This is a genomic window from Methylobacterium sp. SD274 (genome assembly GCF_017355285.1).
Taxonomy (GTDB): domain Bacteria; phylum Pseudomonadota; class Alphaproteobacteria; order Rhizobiales; family Beijerinckiaceae; genus Methylobacterium.
The window spans coordinates 125,783-139,620 of record NZ_JADIJP010000004.1 but is presented as its reverse complement, the minus strand read 5'-3'; the positions used below and the strand labels follow the sequence as shown (position 1 = coordinate 139,620).

9 protein-coding genes and 2 pseudogenes are annotated in these 13,838 nt (G+C 66.7%); 3 read left to right on the top strand and 8 right to left on the bottom strand.

The window, feature by feature from the left end; genetic code table 11:
- Positions 1-365: 365 nt before the first annotated feature.
- Positions 366-1,679: a flavodoxin-dependent (E)-4-hydroxy-3-methylbut-2-enyl-diphosphate synthase gene (gene ispG / locus IPV08_RS05620; RefSeq protein ID WP_207411099.1), complete on the top strand. Its 1,314-nt coding sequence runs from the start codon at positions 366-368 to the stop codon at positions 1,677-1,679.
- A 359-nt stretch (positions 1,680-2,038) separates the two neighbouring features.
- On the top strand, positions 2,039-3,976 hold the full coding sequence (locus tag IPV08_RS05615) for a potassium transporter Kup (RefSeq protein ID WP_207411098.1): 1,938 nt from the start codon (positions 2,039-2,041) through the stop codon (positions 3,974-3,976).
- A 433-nt stretch (positions 3,977-4,409) separates the two neighbouring features.
- Here the strand turns inward: IPV08_RS05615 and IPV08_RS24470 are convergent.
- From IPV08_RS24470 to IPV08_RS05590, 6 genes and pseudogenes are all read right to left on the bottom strand, one after another.
- Positions 4,410-4,859, bottom strand: a pseudogene (locus IPV08_RS24470) (cell wall hydrolase); the annotation flags it as partial.
- A gap of 202 nt (positions 4,860-5,061) precedes the next feature.
- A complete protein-coding gene (locus IPV08_RS05605) occupies positions 5,062-5,901 on the bottom strand; it encodes an aldo/keto reductase (protein WP_207411096.1) in 840 nt (279 codons plus the stop codon).
- A gap of 59 nt (positions 5,902-5,960) precedes the next feature.
- Complete coding sequence (gene secA / locus IPV08_RS05600) at positions 5,961-8,858, bottom strand: preprotein translocase subunit SecA (protein ID WP_056422778.1); 2,898 nt, start codon at positions 8,856-8,858, stop codon at positions 5,961-5,963.
- 158 nt (positions 8,859-9,016) lie between these two features.
- A complete protein-coding gene (locus IPV08_RS25045; protein ID WP_348646084.1) occupies positions 9,017-9,253 on the bottom strand; it encodes an aspartate dehydrogenase domain-containing protein in 237 nt (78 codons plus the stop codon).
- A 26-nt stretch (positions 9,254-9,279) separates the two neighbouring features.
- Positions 9,280-9,767: pseudogene (locus IPV08_RS25040) on the bottom strand (aspartate dehydrogenase); the annotation flags it as partial.
- A 212-nt stretch (positions 9,768-9,979) separates the two neighbouring features.
- Complete coding sequence (locus tag IPV08_RS05590) at positions 9,980-10,324, bottom strand: hypothetical protein (protein ID WP_207411095.1); 345 nt, start codon at positions 10,322-10,324, stop codon at positions 9,980-9,982.
- Between the two features lie 232 nt (positions 10,325-10,556).
- On the opposite strand from IPV08_RS05590, the gene IPV08_RS05585 reads away from it, so the two are divergent.
- Positions 10,557-11,489: a peptidylprolyl isomerase gene (locus IPV08_RS05585; protein WP_207411094.1), complete on the top strand. Its 933-nt coding sequence runs from the start codon at positions 10,557-10,559 to the stop codon at positions 11,487-11,489.
- A 96-nt stretch (positions 11,490-11,585) separates the two neighbouring features.
- Here the strand turns inward: IPV08_RS05585 and phbB are convergent, their stop codons facing one another.
- Together phbB and IPV08_RS05575 are read right to left on the bottom strand one after the other, a co-directional pair.
- Complete coding sequence (phbB, locus tag IPV08_RS05580; protein WP_056422767.1) at positions 11,586-12,314, bottom strand: acetoacetyl-CoA reductase; 729 nt, start codon at positions 12,312-12,314, stop codon at positions 11,586-11,588.
- A 204-nt stretch (positions 12,315-12,518) separates the two neighbouring features.
- On the bottom strand, positions 12,519-13,700 hold the full coding sequence (locus tag IPV08_RS05575) for an acetyl-CoA C-acetyltransferase (protein ID WP_056422764.1): 1,182 nt from the start codon (positions 13,698-13,700) through the stop codon (positions 12,519-12,521).
- Between the last annotated feature and the right edge of the window lie 138 nt (positions 13,701-13,838).

Below are 13,838 nucleotides of genomic sequence, written 5' to 3'. Positions count from 1 at the left end.
CAATGCAGCATCAAAGGTCGCAGGGCAGCAAACCGGTGGCTGCATGGATCGGTTCCGCTTGGGATGCCCCTGTGACTCACATGTCGCACTGCGCCAATTCCCTCGACATCGCCCATGGGATAAGACATGTCACCCGACGCTGGGCCAAAGTGTCGTGCGCGGTCCGTCCTGCCCCGTGGTTCTCCCATGCGGTCAGCGGGCTTGACGCACGCGACGCCCCATCTCAGCTAACCGGCAGAGCCCTCTGTCACCGGGCTCTTCACCCGATCTTCGCAAAGGATCGGTAGAATTCGATACCAGACGACCATGGCCGGGCGCTCGCTCCAGGGCAGGCCAGGCCATAGGTAAGGTCAGCGATGGACGCCATGATGGAAGCCACCCCAGCCGATTCGTTCGGCCCCGGCATCTCGATTACCGGCCCGGAGATCGCCGGTCCCGCGCCGCGCCACCGCACGGTGGGCGTGACTGTCGGCGAGGGCGAGGGAGCGGTCACCGTCGGCGGTGGAGCTCCGGTCGTCGTCCAGTCGATGACCAATACCGACACGGCGGATATCGACGCCACCGTGGCGCAGGTCGCCGCCCTGTCGCGGGCGGGCTCCGAACTCGTGCGCATCACGGTCGACCGCGACGAGGCCGCCGCCGCCGTCCCGAAGATCCGTGACCGTCTCGCCCGCATCGGCGTTCACGTGCCGCTGGTGGGCGATTTCCACTATATCGGCCACAAGCTCCTCTCCGATCATCCGGCCTGTGCCGAGGCACTGGCCAAGTACCGGATCAATCCGGGCAATGTCGGTTTCAAGGAGAAGAAGGACACGCAGTTCTCGACCATCGTCGAGCAGGCGGTCCGCTACGGCAAGACCATTCGCATCGGCGCCAATTGGGGTTCCCTCGACGAGGCGCTGCTCACCCATCTGATGGACGAGAACGCCCGGTCCGCGCGTCCCATCGATGCCCGCGCCGTGATGCGCGAGGCCATGGTGCGCTCGGCATTGTCCTCGGCCCAGCGCGCCGAAGAGCTCGGTCTTCCCAAGGACCGGATCATTCTTTCGGCCAAGGTCTCGGCGGTGCAGGATCTGATCGCGGTCTACCGCGAAGTCGCCCGGCGCTCGGATTACGCGATCCATCTCGGCCTCACCGAAGCCGGCATGGGCTCGAAGGGGCTGGTGGCGGCCTCGGCGGCCATCGGCGTGCTTCTGCAGGAAGGCATCGGCGACACGATCCGTTATTCGCTGACGCCCGAGCCCGGCGGTGACCGGACCGTCGAGGTCAAGGCATCTCAGGAACTCCTGCAAACGATGGGCTTCCGCACCTTCGTGCCGATGGTCGCTGCCTGCCCTGGTTGCGGCCGCACCACCTCGACGACGTTCCAGGAACTCGCCCGCGACATCCAGAACTGGATCGTCACCTCGATGCCGGAATGGAAGAAGACCTATCCGGGCGTCGAAGGTCTGAACGTCGCGGTGATGGGCTGCATCGTCAACGGCCCCGGCGAATCGAAGCATGCCGATATCGGCATCTCGCTTCCCGGCACCGGAGAGACCCCCACCGCTCCGGTCTTCATCGACGGCAAGAAGGCGATGACCCTGCGCGGTGCCACGCTCGCCAAGGATTTCGAGACGGTGGTGATCGATTACATCGAGCGCCGTTTCGGCCAGGGTGCCCGCACCGCCGCCGAGTGAGATCCTCCGTCGTGAGGATTAGCGTCCCGCGTCGTGCAGCCGCGGGACGCATTCGCTCGACCTACCGCGGGAGAGGGTTTCTTCGTCACGGGTTCGTCGTTCTCGACCCCCTGCCCGCGTGATACGGATCTGGCATGCTTCGCGCAGGTCTCCTCCCCAGAGGTGTCCTGCGGAGATGCGCGCTCACTGATTTGGGTCGCCGGGCTGGCAGCGAGTTGCCGGGGCGAGGCGGGAGACAGGGCCTCCACGATCCGGATGGTCGCTAGGTCGGTCGCCAAGGTCCCTCGGTCGAAGTCCAGCGTAAAGCCAAGCCTCCTCGTTCGATTCCCTTTCCCGTCGCAGAAGCCTGATCACAGCGCATGACGCAAACCGCCACCCCGAGCGTACCCGGCGCTCAGCCCGACCCCGCGGCTCGTCCCGAGACAGGGCCAAGCGAGCATGGGCATGGGAAGACGAGCTTCTGGACGCTGGTCGTCGGCTCGGTCGGCGTCGTCTACGGCGATATCGGCACCAGCCCGCTCTACGCGTTCCGCGAGGCGCTCGGCCCGGCGAGGGCCGACGGCATCTTGCTGACCGAAGAAGTTCTCGGCACGACGTCGCTGATCCTCTGGGCGCTGCTGCTGATTGTCACGATCAAGTACGTCGTCATCCTGCTGCGTATGGACAATAACGGCGAGGGCGGCATCCTCTCGCTGATGGCATTGGCCCGCAAGGCGCTCGGCGGTTCGCGCATCGTGTTCATGCTCGGGTTGCTCGGCGCATCCCTGTTCTACGGCGACGCCGTCATCACGCCGGCCATCTCCGTGCTCTCGGCGGTGGAGGGGCTGAAGCTCGTCACCCCGGCCTTCGAGCATTACGTCCTGCCGATCACGGTGGCGATCATCTTCGCCCTGTTCATGGTGCAGAGCCGGGGCACCAGCAAGGTGGCGGCCTTCTTCGGCCCGATCATGGTGGTGTGGTTCCTGGCGCTGGGGCTCGCGGCGCTGCCGCACATCGTTTCGCGCCCGGAGGTCTTCCAGGCCTTCAATCCCTGGTACGCGCTGCACTACCTCCTCGGCCACGGTACCGGGGCCCTGGTGGCGCTGGGCGCGGTGTTCCTGGCGGTGACCGGCGCCGAGGCGCTGTTCGCCGATCTCGGGCATTTCGGACGCCGGCCGATCCAAGTGGCCTGGCTCGGCCTCGTGGCCCCGTGCCTGACCCTGAACTATCTCGGCCAGACGGCGCTGGTCCTCAACGCGCCGGACACGACCGACCCGTTCTACCAGCTCGTGCCCGAATGGGGTCTTCTGCCCATGGTGATCCTGGCGACCATCGCCACCGTCACCGCGAGCCAGGCCGTCATCACCGGTGCGTTCTCGCTGTCGCGCCAGGCGATCCAGCTCGGGCTGCTGCCGCGCCTCGAAATCCGCCACACGTCGGAATCGCATTCGGGCCAGATCTTCCTGCCGCAGGTGAACATTCTGCTGCTGATCGGCGTGGTGGTGCTGGCCGTGCTGTTCCGCTCCTCCTCGGCGCTGGCCTCCGCCTACGGCATCGCCGTGACGGGGACGATGCTGCTCACCGCGAGCATGGGCTTCATCGTGCTCTGGAAGTCGTGGAAATGGTCGCCGATCGCCGCCGCCGCCGCGATCATGCCGTTCATCGTCATCGAGTTCCTGTTCCTGCTCTCGAACATGCTCAAGGTGTTCGAGGGCGGCTACGTGCCCCTCGTGCTGGCCGGGATGCTCATCATCGTGATGTGGACCTGGGTGCGGGGTGTGAACATCCTGTTCAACAAGACCCGCAAGACAGACGTACCGCTGCTCGAACTCGTCGGCATGCTGGAGAAGAGCCCGCCCCACCATGTGCGCGGCACGGCGGTGTTCCTCACCAGCGACCCGTCGATCGCTCCGGCGGCCCTGCTGCACAACCTCAAGCACAACAAGGTGCTGCACGAGAAGAACGTCATCCTGACGGTGGAGACCGTGGACACGCCGCGCTCCAGCGATGCGGACCGCATCCGCATGGAACCGATCGGCCCGCACTTCTCGAAGATCGTGATGAAGTTCGGCTACATGGAAACGCCGAACATCCCGCGGACGCTGACGCTCCTGAAGAAGCAAGGCTTCAAGTTCGACATCATGGCGACGTCGTTCTTCCTATCGCGCCGCTCGATCCGCCCGGCAGCGCATTCCGGCATGCCGCTCTGGCAGGACCGGATCTTCATCACGCTGGCCAAGAACGCCAACGACGCCACCGACTTCTTCCAGATCCCCACCGGCCGCGTCGTGGAAGTGGGGACTCAGGTCACCGTCTGAACCGGCCGGGTCACGGCCTCGGCAGGTTGATGATGGGCGGCGGCGGAGGCGCCTCGGGGGCGAGGGCTGCCAGCGTCGCCGGGCTTTTGCCGGCCGAGCCTCTGGCAGCCGGACCCTGGGCATGAGCAACCCGTGTTGTCGTCGCCGGCTTCGGTGAGGTTTTGGAATGCGCTCCCTGGCTCACGGCGGCATGGGAGGTGGCGACGGCGCGACCCGGTTCAGCCTGGACTGCCAGGACCGCTGGAGCGGGCTGGGTGCCAGTCACCTCCGGTACGGCGGCGGCCACCGTTGCCACGGGAACGCTGGTGGGAGCCGAATTCGCGACGGCCTGGACCGATGCGGACGGGGCCGCCTCGGGGGCGGCGAGCGTCGGTGCGGCCGCATAGGCCAGGGCGGCCGGCGGGCGGGCCTGCTCTACGGCGCCGGGCTTGCGCTTCTCGTAGAAGGCGTTGCCGCCGGCCACCGCAACGTAATGCATGTTGTTGTAGTGGAACGTGCGGCCCGCCGTGTGGAAGTACATGGCGCGGCCGACCTTGGGATGGCGCTGGCCGGCCAGGACCGCGTCGGCCGCGTCCGCGACCTTGGTCAGGTCCTTCTCCGCCATGGGCTTGGTGAGTACGCCGGTGGCGAACTGCCGGGGCTGGCCGACGACGGCGCAGATGCCGCTATTCGGAAAGGCGGCGGCTTCGAGGCGGTTCATCACCACCGTGCCGACGGCGAGCAGGCCCTCGGAGTCGCTGCGGTTCGATTCGAAATACATGGCGCGGCCGAGGCAGTCGCGCTCTTGGTCGCTCACCGCCATGGGTTTGGCCGCGAGGCCCGGGCCGCCGAGGGAGCCGGTCGTGGTGGGGGAATTGCAGGCACCGAGGCCCATCGTCGTCATCAGCAGGACTCCGTAAAGTCCCGTCGTCGCCGATCGGGGATACCCCATGCCGTCTCGCTCCCGTCCGTTTCTCGAACGGTCTAGCTCGACGGCAAATGTGGTTTCTTTTCGGACACGGTTCGAATGACCGGGGCTTCTCCCCGCCGCTGTGGTCCTGAGGTCACGCCCGGCCTTCGTCGCCGATGCGGAACGGATGCCTACGTCAGAGCATGGGCAGGTGCTTCGGCTTGCGCCCACGGGGAAAGGCGGCGTCGAGACGCTGCCGGTGGTTCTCCGTCAGGATCAGGTCACCGGCCGCGGCATTCTCCTCCACATGGGCGATTCGCGAAGCTTTCGGGATCGCCAGGAGGGACGGCGACTGGGTCAGCGCCGCGAGCGCGACCTGCCGCTCCTTCGCCCCCGTTTCGGCGGCAATCTCCCCGAGGACGCGCCCGCCGGCCGAGTCCGGACCCGGAAAATCGTCGTGGCCGAAGGGGCTGTAGGCGACCAATGCGACGCCATGCGCCGCGCACCAGGGAAGGACGGCGTGTTCGATCGCCCGTTCCCCGAGATGGTAGAGAACCTGGTTGCAGGCGATGCGGCCCTCGCCGGCCACGGCGAGCGCGTCATCGAGGTCGGAAACGTCGAAGTTGCTGACTCCCCAGGAGAGCAGTTTGCCCTGCCGGATCAACCCCTCGAAGGCACCGATGGTCTCTTCCAGCGGGGTCCCACCCCGCCAGTGCAGGAGGTAGCTGTCGAGCCGGTCCGTCTTCAGGCGAGCCAACGAGCGTTCGCAGGCGGTGACGACGGATCGGGCCGAGGCATGGTTCGGCAACACCTTCGAGACGAGGAACACCTCGTCGCGCCGCCCCTCGATCGCCTCGGCCACGACGAGTTCGGCCTCGCCATACATCTCGGCGGTGTCGATATGGCTCATTCCGAGATCGAGGCCACGCCGCAGGGCGGCGACGGCGTCGGGCCGGTGTGCCTCGTCGAGGTACCACGTGCCCTGTCCGATGACGGAGACGGGGCGTCCGGTCTGCCCGAAGGTCGTCTGCCGCATGCGGATCTCCCCTTCGAATAGCCCACGGCCGGATGCAGGTCCGGCCGTGCGGGCCCGCCTCAGGCCGTCAGAGTGCCGTGGCAGTGCTTGTACTTCTTGCCAGAGCCGCAGGGGCAGGGCTCGTTGCGCCCGACGCGGCCCCAGGTCGTGGCGTCGTTCGGGTCACGCTCGATGACCGCCGTGTCCGGGGAGAGCGCCTGCGCTGCATAGCCGTAGGCCGGGCCGCCGCCGCCATCGCTGCCCGTGCCGCGCCCGGCATAATCCATCTCGTTCTCGCCGGTGACGGGATCGAGATGCTGGGCGAACATGGAGGGCAGTTCCGGGCTGGCGAAAGGGTTCGCCCCCTGCGGCTCCTGCTCCTGATAGGTGATCTCTATGCGGGCGAGCTGCTGGGTCACCTGCTCGCGCAGGCTGCCGACGAGACCGTTGAAGAGCTCGAACGCCTCGGACTTGTACTCGTTGAGCGGGTCGCGCTGGGCGAAGCCGCGCCAGCCGATCACCTGGCGCAGGTGGTCGAGGGTGACGAGATGCTCGCGCCAGAGATGGTCGAGGGTCTGAAGCAGAACCTGCTTCTCGACATAGGTCATGACCTCGGGCGTGTTCTTCTCCGTGCGGGCGGCATAGGCCTCGTCGGAGGCGGTGCGCAGGCGGTCGCGCATCTCCTCGTCGGCGATGCCCTCTTCCTTGGCCCAATCCTCCACCGGCACGTCGAGGTTCAGCACCTCGGCGACGCGCAGGCGCAGGCCTTCGATGTCCCATTGTTCGGCATAGGCGTTCTCGGGCACGTGGATGGCGACGAGATCGTCCACGACGCCGTGGCGCATCTCGTCCACGGTGTCGCGCACGCTGTCCTGGCCCATGAAGTCGCGGCGCTGCTCGAACACGACCTTGCGCTGGTCGTTCATGACGTTGTCGTATTTGAGCACGTTCTTGCGCATGTCGAAGTTGCGCGCCTCGACCTTCTGCTGCGCCTTCTCGATCGCCTTGTTGATCCAGGGATGGATGATCGCCTCCCCCTTCTCAAGGCCGAGGCGGGTGAGCATCCCGTCCATGCGGTCGGAGCCGAAGATCCGCATCAGGTCGTCCTGAAGGGACAGGTAGAATTTCGAGCGGCCGGGATCGCCCTGGCGGCCGGAGCGGCCGCGCAGCTGGTTGTCGATGCGGCGCGATTCGTGGCGTTCGGTGCCGATGATGTAGAGGCCGCCGGGGAGGGCCTTCTTGCGGCCGGCCGCGAGGTCGGCGGGCTCGCCCGAGGCCAGAACCTTGGCGCGGTTCTCCTCGATCTCGGCCTTGATCGCCGCGGCTTTCGCGTCGCGCTCGGCGCCTTCGGGCACGCCCGCGAGTTCCTTCTCGAGACGCATCTCCAAGTTGCCGCCGAGTTTGATGTCGGTGCCGCGCCCGGCCATGTTGGTGGCGATGGTAATGGCGCCCGGCACGCCGGCCTCGGCCACGATATAGGCCTCCTGCTCGTGGAAGCGGGCGTTCAGCACGGCGAAGGTCTTGGTCACGCGGCCTTCGCGGGCGGCGGCGTAGACGTCGGTGAGCGCGTTCAGGTCGGAATAGTCGAGCTGGCGGAAGCCGGCCTTGGTCAGCATCTCGGCGAGGTGCTGCGACTTCTCGATGGAGCCGGTGCCGACCAGGATCGGCTGATGGCGCGCATGCGCCTTCTCGATCTCGGCGATGATGCCGTCGTACTTCTCGCCCACCGTCCGGTAGACCTCGTCGTCCTCGTCGACGCGCTCGACCTCCTTGTTGGTCGGGATGTCGACGACTTCGAGCTTGTAGATCTCGGCGAATTCATCGGCCTCGGTGGAGGCGGTGCCGGTCATGCCGGCGAGCTTGGAATAGAGCCGGAAGTAGTTCTGGAAGGTGATCGAGGCGAGCGTCTGGTTCTCGGGCTGGATTGTCACCCGCTCCTTGGCTTCGAGCGCCTGATGCAGGCCTTCCGAGTAGCGTCGGCCCTGCATCATGCGGCCGGTGAACTCGTCGATGATCACCACTTCGTCGTTCTTGACGATGTAGTCCTTGTCCAGGGTGAACAGGGTGTGGGCGCGAAGCGCCTGGTTCACGTGGTGGACGAGGCTGACGTTGTGGGCGTCGTAGAGGTCACCCTCCTTCAGCAGATCGGCGCCGCGAAGCAGATCCTCGATGAACTCGTTGCCGCTCTCGGTGAGCGAGACCGAGCGTTGTTTCTCGTCGAGGTCGTAATGCTCCTTCTCGAGATGGGGCATCAGCGCGTCGACGGAGACGTAGAGCTCCGAGCGGTCGTCCACGGGGCCGGAGATGATGAGCGGCGTGCGCGCCTCGTCGATCAGGATCGAATCGACCTCGTCGACGATCGCGAAATTGTGCCCGCGCTGCGACAGCTGCGAAAGCTCGTACTTCATATTGTCGCGCAGGTAGTCGAAGCCGAACTCGTTGTTGGTGCCGTAGGTGATGTCGCAGGCATAGGCGTCCCGGCGCTGCTCGTCATCGAGGCCGTGGACGATGGTGCCGACGGTGAGGCCGAGGAAGCGATAGACCCGGCCCATCCATTCCGCATCGCGTGAGGCGAGGTAGTCGTTCACCGTGACCACGTGCACGCCGAGGCCCGACAGGGCGTTCAGGTAGACCGGCAGCGTCGCCACCAGGGTCTTGCCTTCGCCGGTGCGCATCTCGGCGATGCCGCTCTCGTGAAGGACCATGCCGCCGATGAGCTGCACGTCGAAATGGCGCTGGCCGAGGGCGCGCTTGGCCCCTTCGCGCACGGTGGCGAAGGCGGGAACGAGGATATCGTCGAGGGTCTTCCCGGCAGCGAGCTCGGCCTTCAGCATGTCCGTCCGGGCACGCAGGGCCTCGTCCGACAGGGCGGAGATCTCCGGCTCCAGGGCATTGATCTCGGCGACGCGGGGGCGATAGCCCTTGACGCGGCGATCGTTGGACGAGCCGAATATCTTCTTAGCGAGGGCGCCGAGCATCGTGAACCTGCGGTCGATCGAAATATCAGAAGGCGTGAGTTGGCCGGGCTTATAGAGGTAAATATTGTACGGCGCATCCGAAAGGGCGGACTGCCTTCAACTCCGAAAGCCGGTGAGCGCGCGGCCGACATGCTCGTCACCGGACGGCAGTCGATCTGCTAAAGCGCCAAAGCGGCTCTTTGGTTCTCGATGATGCGGACCAGAGCCAGGGCCGTGAGCTCCGAGGATTTCGGATTGGCCGGCAGGGCCTGGTTCTCGATGCTCATGTCGAGGGTCCCGAAAGCGCCCATCGCCTGGAGGCGGTGTCCATTGCCGGTGGCGCGGGGATCCGCCACCAGGGCGATCCGCGTCCTGTCGAGGCCGATGCCGGCGAGCGCCGTGAATGACAGCGACATTGGCGTTGGCCGGGAACAGCCGGGCTGCCTCCCGCGCCGTCCCTTCGAAGAAGGTCGTGGCCTCCGTCAGGCCATCGAGATCGATCCACTCTTCCGCCGAGGTGCCAATCCAGGCCACGGGCGGCTTGACGATGCGATGCATCACCCAGTCCAACGGCAGGATCGAGGCCGCAGCGAGGGCGTCGACGGCGGCGAGTGCGCCGGTGGGTACGAGGATCTGGCTTCCACGCGCCTCCGCGGCGGCGACGAGCCTGTCAAGAAGACCGGCCTCGCAGAAGGCGCTGGTCGACGAGACGGCGAAGCTCTCGGCGTGACGGAGCGCCACGAGGCCCCAGGGTTCCACCGCCGCCCGTCCGGCCGCTTCGATCACCATGTCGGGCTCGACCCCGGCTAGGGCAGCCGGTTCGGGGAGCCAGCGGATCCAGGCGGGAAGGTCGGCCTCATCGGGCCTCACTCGCGTCCCGACGCCGGCCAGGACGACGTCGCTGCCCCGAGCGTCGAGAAGGTGCGTCACCCGGCGCGCGATGGCTCCCCAGCCCACCAGGGCGATACGAAGCGGCCGACGGCGATCCGGCCGCGCCGCCGAAAGATTAGAGAGTAGAGACAAGGGCCGGTATCCCCACGACTGGCGAAGGCTGACGCGGCTCAACGCCCTGCTGCGCGATCTCAAGAAATCTTCGGTCGCGGGCCTGTCAAGCTTCCTGCCGGCCGCTGGACATACAGGCGTCAGTTGATCTCACAGAAACCCATGCCCGTGCCGACGACGCGCTTGTCGGCGCACCATGTCGCGGCCGTGCGGATCTCCCTCGCCGCCGGCGCGGGGACCGGGAGGACGGGGCGCAAGGTCACGGCCCGTCCCGCTACGGTATCGTTCTCTGGCGCATGTGCACTGGAGCGGATGGGCCGCGACGCGCCGATTCCAGCACCCAGGGCAGCCGATCGGGCGGGAGTGATAGAGGGAGCCGGACGGGAGACCGAAACGGAGCGTCCGCCCTTGAAGCGGGCCTGCGCCGTCGTGATCGAGGCGGACAGGATGAGACAAGCGGTGGTGATGATGACGCTGGTCCGCATGCCGCTCTCCCAGGAAGTCCGGAAAGGATGGCGCATGCGGGCTTAAGACCGCTTTATCGTGATCGGTCGGATTCGCCCGAAACCCCACATGCGCTTGTCTTCCGCCCTTGCCCGCGCCACCTCTCGCCCACAGATGCCCGCGGCGTCCCGCCGCTCGCTGTTGCCACGTCTCCAACCTGGCCGGACAGAGCCTCATGGACGTGGCATCCACCTGTTCGAGGAATCCCCATTGATGACGACGCCTCTCCTTCTCCGGCGCTCGGGCGCCATGGCGCTGGCCGTTGCGCTGCCCTTCGCCTCTGTGGCCTTGCCGCTGCAGGCCTTGGCGCAGACGCCGCCTGCCCCGGCTGCGGCTGCGGCTGCGGCGGCTGCGGCGGCTGCCCCGGCCGCCCCGGCGCTGCCGCCCGAGACGGTGGTGGCCAAGGTGAACGGCTCGCCGGTCACCGCGGGCGACCTCGCCATCGCGGCCGAAGACCCGGCGCTCTCGCTGCCCGGCGTCGACGAGGCCCAGAAGAAGAACCTGCTCATCGATTACATGGTCGACCTCAAGGTCGGCGCGCAGGCCGCCGAGGCGGCCAAGGTCGGCGACTCGCCCGAGTTCCAGCGCAAGCTCGCTTATTTCAAGAGCAAGCTCCTCCTCGACGAATATCTGGAGCGCGAGGCCAAGAAGGCGGTGACGCCGGAGGCCGCCAAGGCGCTCTACGACCAGACCCTCACCACGATGAAGCCCGAGGAAGAGGCGCATGCCCGTCACATCCTCGTCGACAATGAAGAAGAGGCGAAGAAGATCTCGGCCCGGATCAAGGGTGGCGAGGACTTCTCCAAGATCGCAGCGGAAGTCTCGAAGGATCCGGGCTCGAAGACCGAGGGCGGCGATCTCGGCTGGTTCACCAAGGAGCGCATGGTCGCCCCCTTCGCGGAGGCCGCCTTCAAGCTCCCGGTCGGTCAGGTCTCCGACCCGATCAAGACGCAGTTCGGCTGGCACGTGATCAAGGTCGAGGAGCGGCGCACCAAGCCGGTGCCGACCTTCGCCGAGATGAAGGAACAGGTGGACCAGTACCTCACCCGCAAGTCGCAGCAGGACCTCATCCTGAAGCTGCGCGAGAGCGCCAAGATCGAGCGCACCGATGCGGCCACGCCCGCCGCCGCACCCAAAGCCCCCTGACGTTCGGCTTCCCGAATCCGGACGGTCTGCGAAAACGAAGAAGGCCTGCCCCGTCGCCGGGGCAGGCCTTCGTCTCGTCGATGCCGCGAGGAGGCGTCAGGCGATGTACTGGGCGCCGTTGATCGTCAGGGTCGAGCCGGTGATGAAGCCCGAATCTTCCGCCGCGAGATATTCCACCGCGCGGGCGATCTCCTCGGCCTCGCCGAGGCGGCCCACGGGGATGGTCGAGATGATCTTGTTGCGGATATCTTCCGGCACCGCCATCACCATGTCGGTGGCGATGTAGCCCGGCGCGATCACGTTGACGGTAATGCCCTTCGAGGCGCTTTCCTGGGCCAGCGCCTTGGCGAAGCCGATCACGCCGGCCTTGGCGGCCGAGTAGTTGGTCTGGCCGGCCTGGCCCTTCTGGCCGTTGATCGACGAGATCAGGATGATGCGGCCGAAATTGCGGGCGCGCATGCCCTCGATGACGGGGCGGGTGCAGGTGAACATCGAATCGAGGTTGGTCTTGATGACCGCCTGCCACTTCTCGAAGGTCATCTTGTGGAACGCGCCGTCGCGGGTGATTCCGGCATTGTTCACGAGGATGTCGATGGGGCCGACTTCGGCTTCGACGGCCTTGATGCCGGCTTCGCAGGCGGCGGCGTCGCCGACGTCGAACTTGAAGACCGGGATGCCGGTCTCGGCCTTGAAGGCGTTGGCGGCCTCGTCGTTGCCGCCGTAATTCGCGGCGACCTTGTAGCCCTTGGCCTTGAGGCCCGCCGAGATGGCGGCACCGATGCCGCGCGTTCCGCCGGTGACGAGGGCGATGCGTTCCTGAGCCATGGCTTCCTCCAATTTTCTTGACGTCTGATGGATCGTGACGTGCAATTTCTTGCACATGAGCGGCACTGCCGGGGCTTAGCGCACCCGTGTCCTTCCGCCCATTCCATTTAAATTTGCTGCGCCCTCAAGAATTCTCCTGGACGATGTCCAAGGTTTTTGTCGGGGGCGCAGCCGTTATACTGTATTCAATCGTGCCGGAACGCTTCAGGTGCGCTCAATGCACATGGCCACGCCCATTCCGCCGCCGATGCAGAGGGTGGCGAGACCCTTCTTGGCATCGCGACGCTTGAGCTCATGCAGCAGCGTGACGAGGACGCGGGCGCCGGACGCGCCGATCGGGTGGCCGATGGCGATGGCGCCGCCATTGACGTTCACCTTGTCGGTGTCCCAACCCATGTCCTTGTTCACGGCCAGCGCCTGGGCGGCGAAGGCCTCGTTGGCCTCGATCAGATCGAGGTCGGAGGGCTTCCAGCCGGCCTTGTCCAGCGCCTTGCGCGAGGCCGGGATCGGGCCGGTGCCCATCACCTTCGGGTCGACGCCGGCGGTGGCCCAGGACACGATCCGGGCCAGCGGCGTGATGCCCCGGCGCTCGGCTTCCGAGGCCGACATCAGCACGATGGCGGCAGCGCCGTCGTTGAGGCCGGACGCGTTGGCGGCCGTCACGGTGCCGTCCTTCGAGAAGGCGGGCTTGAGCTTGGCCATCGCCTCCACGGTGGCGCCGTCACGGATGTACTCGTCGGTGTCCACGATGGTGTCGCCCTTCCGACCCGGGACGGTGACGGGGACGATCTCGTCCTTGAAGCGGCCTTCCTTGCGGGCGGCCTCGGCCTTGTTCTGCGACTTCGTCGCGAACTCGTCCTGCTGCTCGCGGGTGAGCTGGAAGGCCTGGGCCACGTTCTCGGCGGTGGTGCCCATGTGGTAGCCGTTGAAGGCGTCCCAGAGGCCGTCCTTGATCATCGTGTCGACGAGCTTCACGTCGCCCATCTTCTGGCCGCCGCGCAGGTATTGCGCGTGGGGGGAGAGCGACATCGATTCCTGACCGCCGGCCACGATGACCGTCGCGTCGCCATTGGCGATCTGCTGCATGCCGAGGGCGACGGTGCGCAGGCCCGAGCCGCAGACCTGGTTGACGCCCCAGGCGGTGGCCTTCTCGGGGATGCCGGCCTTGATGGCGGCCTGGCGGGCCGGGTTCTGGCCGGCGCCGGCGGTGAGGACCTGGCCGAAGATCACTTCGTCCACGTCGTCGGGGGAGACGCCGGCGCGATCCAGGGCGGCCTTGATCGCAATGGCGCCGAGCTCATGGGCCGGGACGGTGTTGAAGGCACCTCCGAACGAACCCACGGCGGTGCGCGCCGCTCCGACGATGACGATGTCTTCCGCTGCCATTGAAGTTCTCCTCTGGGTAGCCCGCGCGACGTTGAAGCCCTCCGATGGGCATGCGCACTTAAGGCCAACTGAAGCGATGAAAGCGCTGGGCAAGGTGAAGTCAAGCGCGTGCGGAAGCTCGGCGAGGGAGTCGGCGAG

What these genes read in the sequence shown, in the direction of transcription:
- IPV08_RS25045 (WP_348646084.1), bottom strand. Translation starts at nt 9,253, where the DNA reads ATGTCGCTGTCATTCACGGCGCTCGCCGGCATCGGCCTCGACAGGACG.
- ispG (WP_207411099.1), top strand. Translation starts at nt 366, where the DNA reads ATGATGGAAGCCACCCCAGCCGATTCGTTCGGCCCCGGCATCTCGATT.
- secA (WP_056422778.1), bottom strand. Translation starts at nt 8,858, where the DNA reads ATGCTCGGCGCCCTCGCTAAGAAGATATTCGGCTCGTCCAACGATCGC.
- IPV08_RS05590 (WP_207411095.1), bottom strand. Translation starts at nt 10,324, where the DNA reads ATGCGGACCAGCGTCATCATCACCACCGCTTGTCTCATCCTGTCCGCC.
- phbB (WP_056422767.1), bottom strand. Translation starts at nt 12,314, where the DNA reads ATGGCTCAGGAACGCATCGCCCTCGTCACCGGCGGAACGCGCGGCATC.
- IPV08_RS05605 (WP_207411096.1), bottom strand. Translation starts at nt 5,901, where the DNA reads ATGCGGCAGACGACCTTCGGGCAGACCGGACGCCCCGTCTCCGTCATC.
- IPV08_RS05575 (WP_056422764.1), bottom strand. Translation starts at nt 13,700, where the DNA reads ATGGCAGCGGAAGACATCGTCATCGTCGGAGCGGCGCGCACCGCCGTG.
- IPV08_RS05585 (WP_207411094.1), top strand. Translation starts at nt 10,557, where the DNA reads ATGACGACGCCTCTCCTTCTCCGGCGCTCGGGCGCCATGGCGCTGGCC.
- IPV08_RS05615 (WP_207411098.1), top strand. Translation starts at nt 2,039, where the DNA reads ATGACGCAAACCGCCACCCCGAGCGTACCCGGCGCTCAGCCCGACCCC.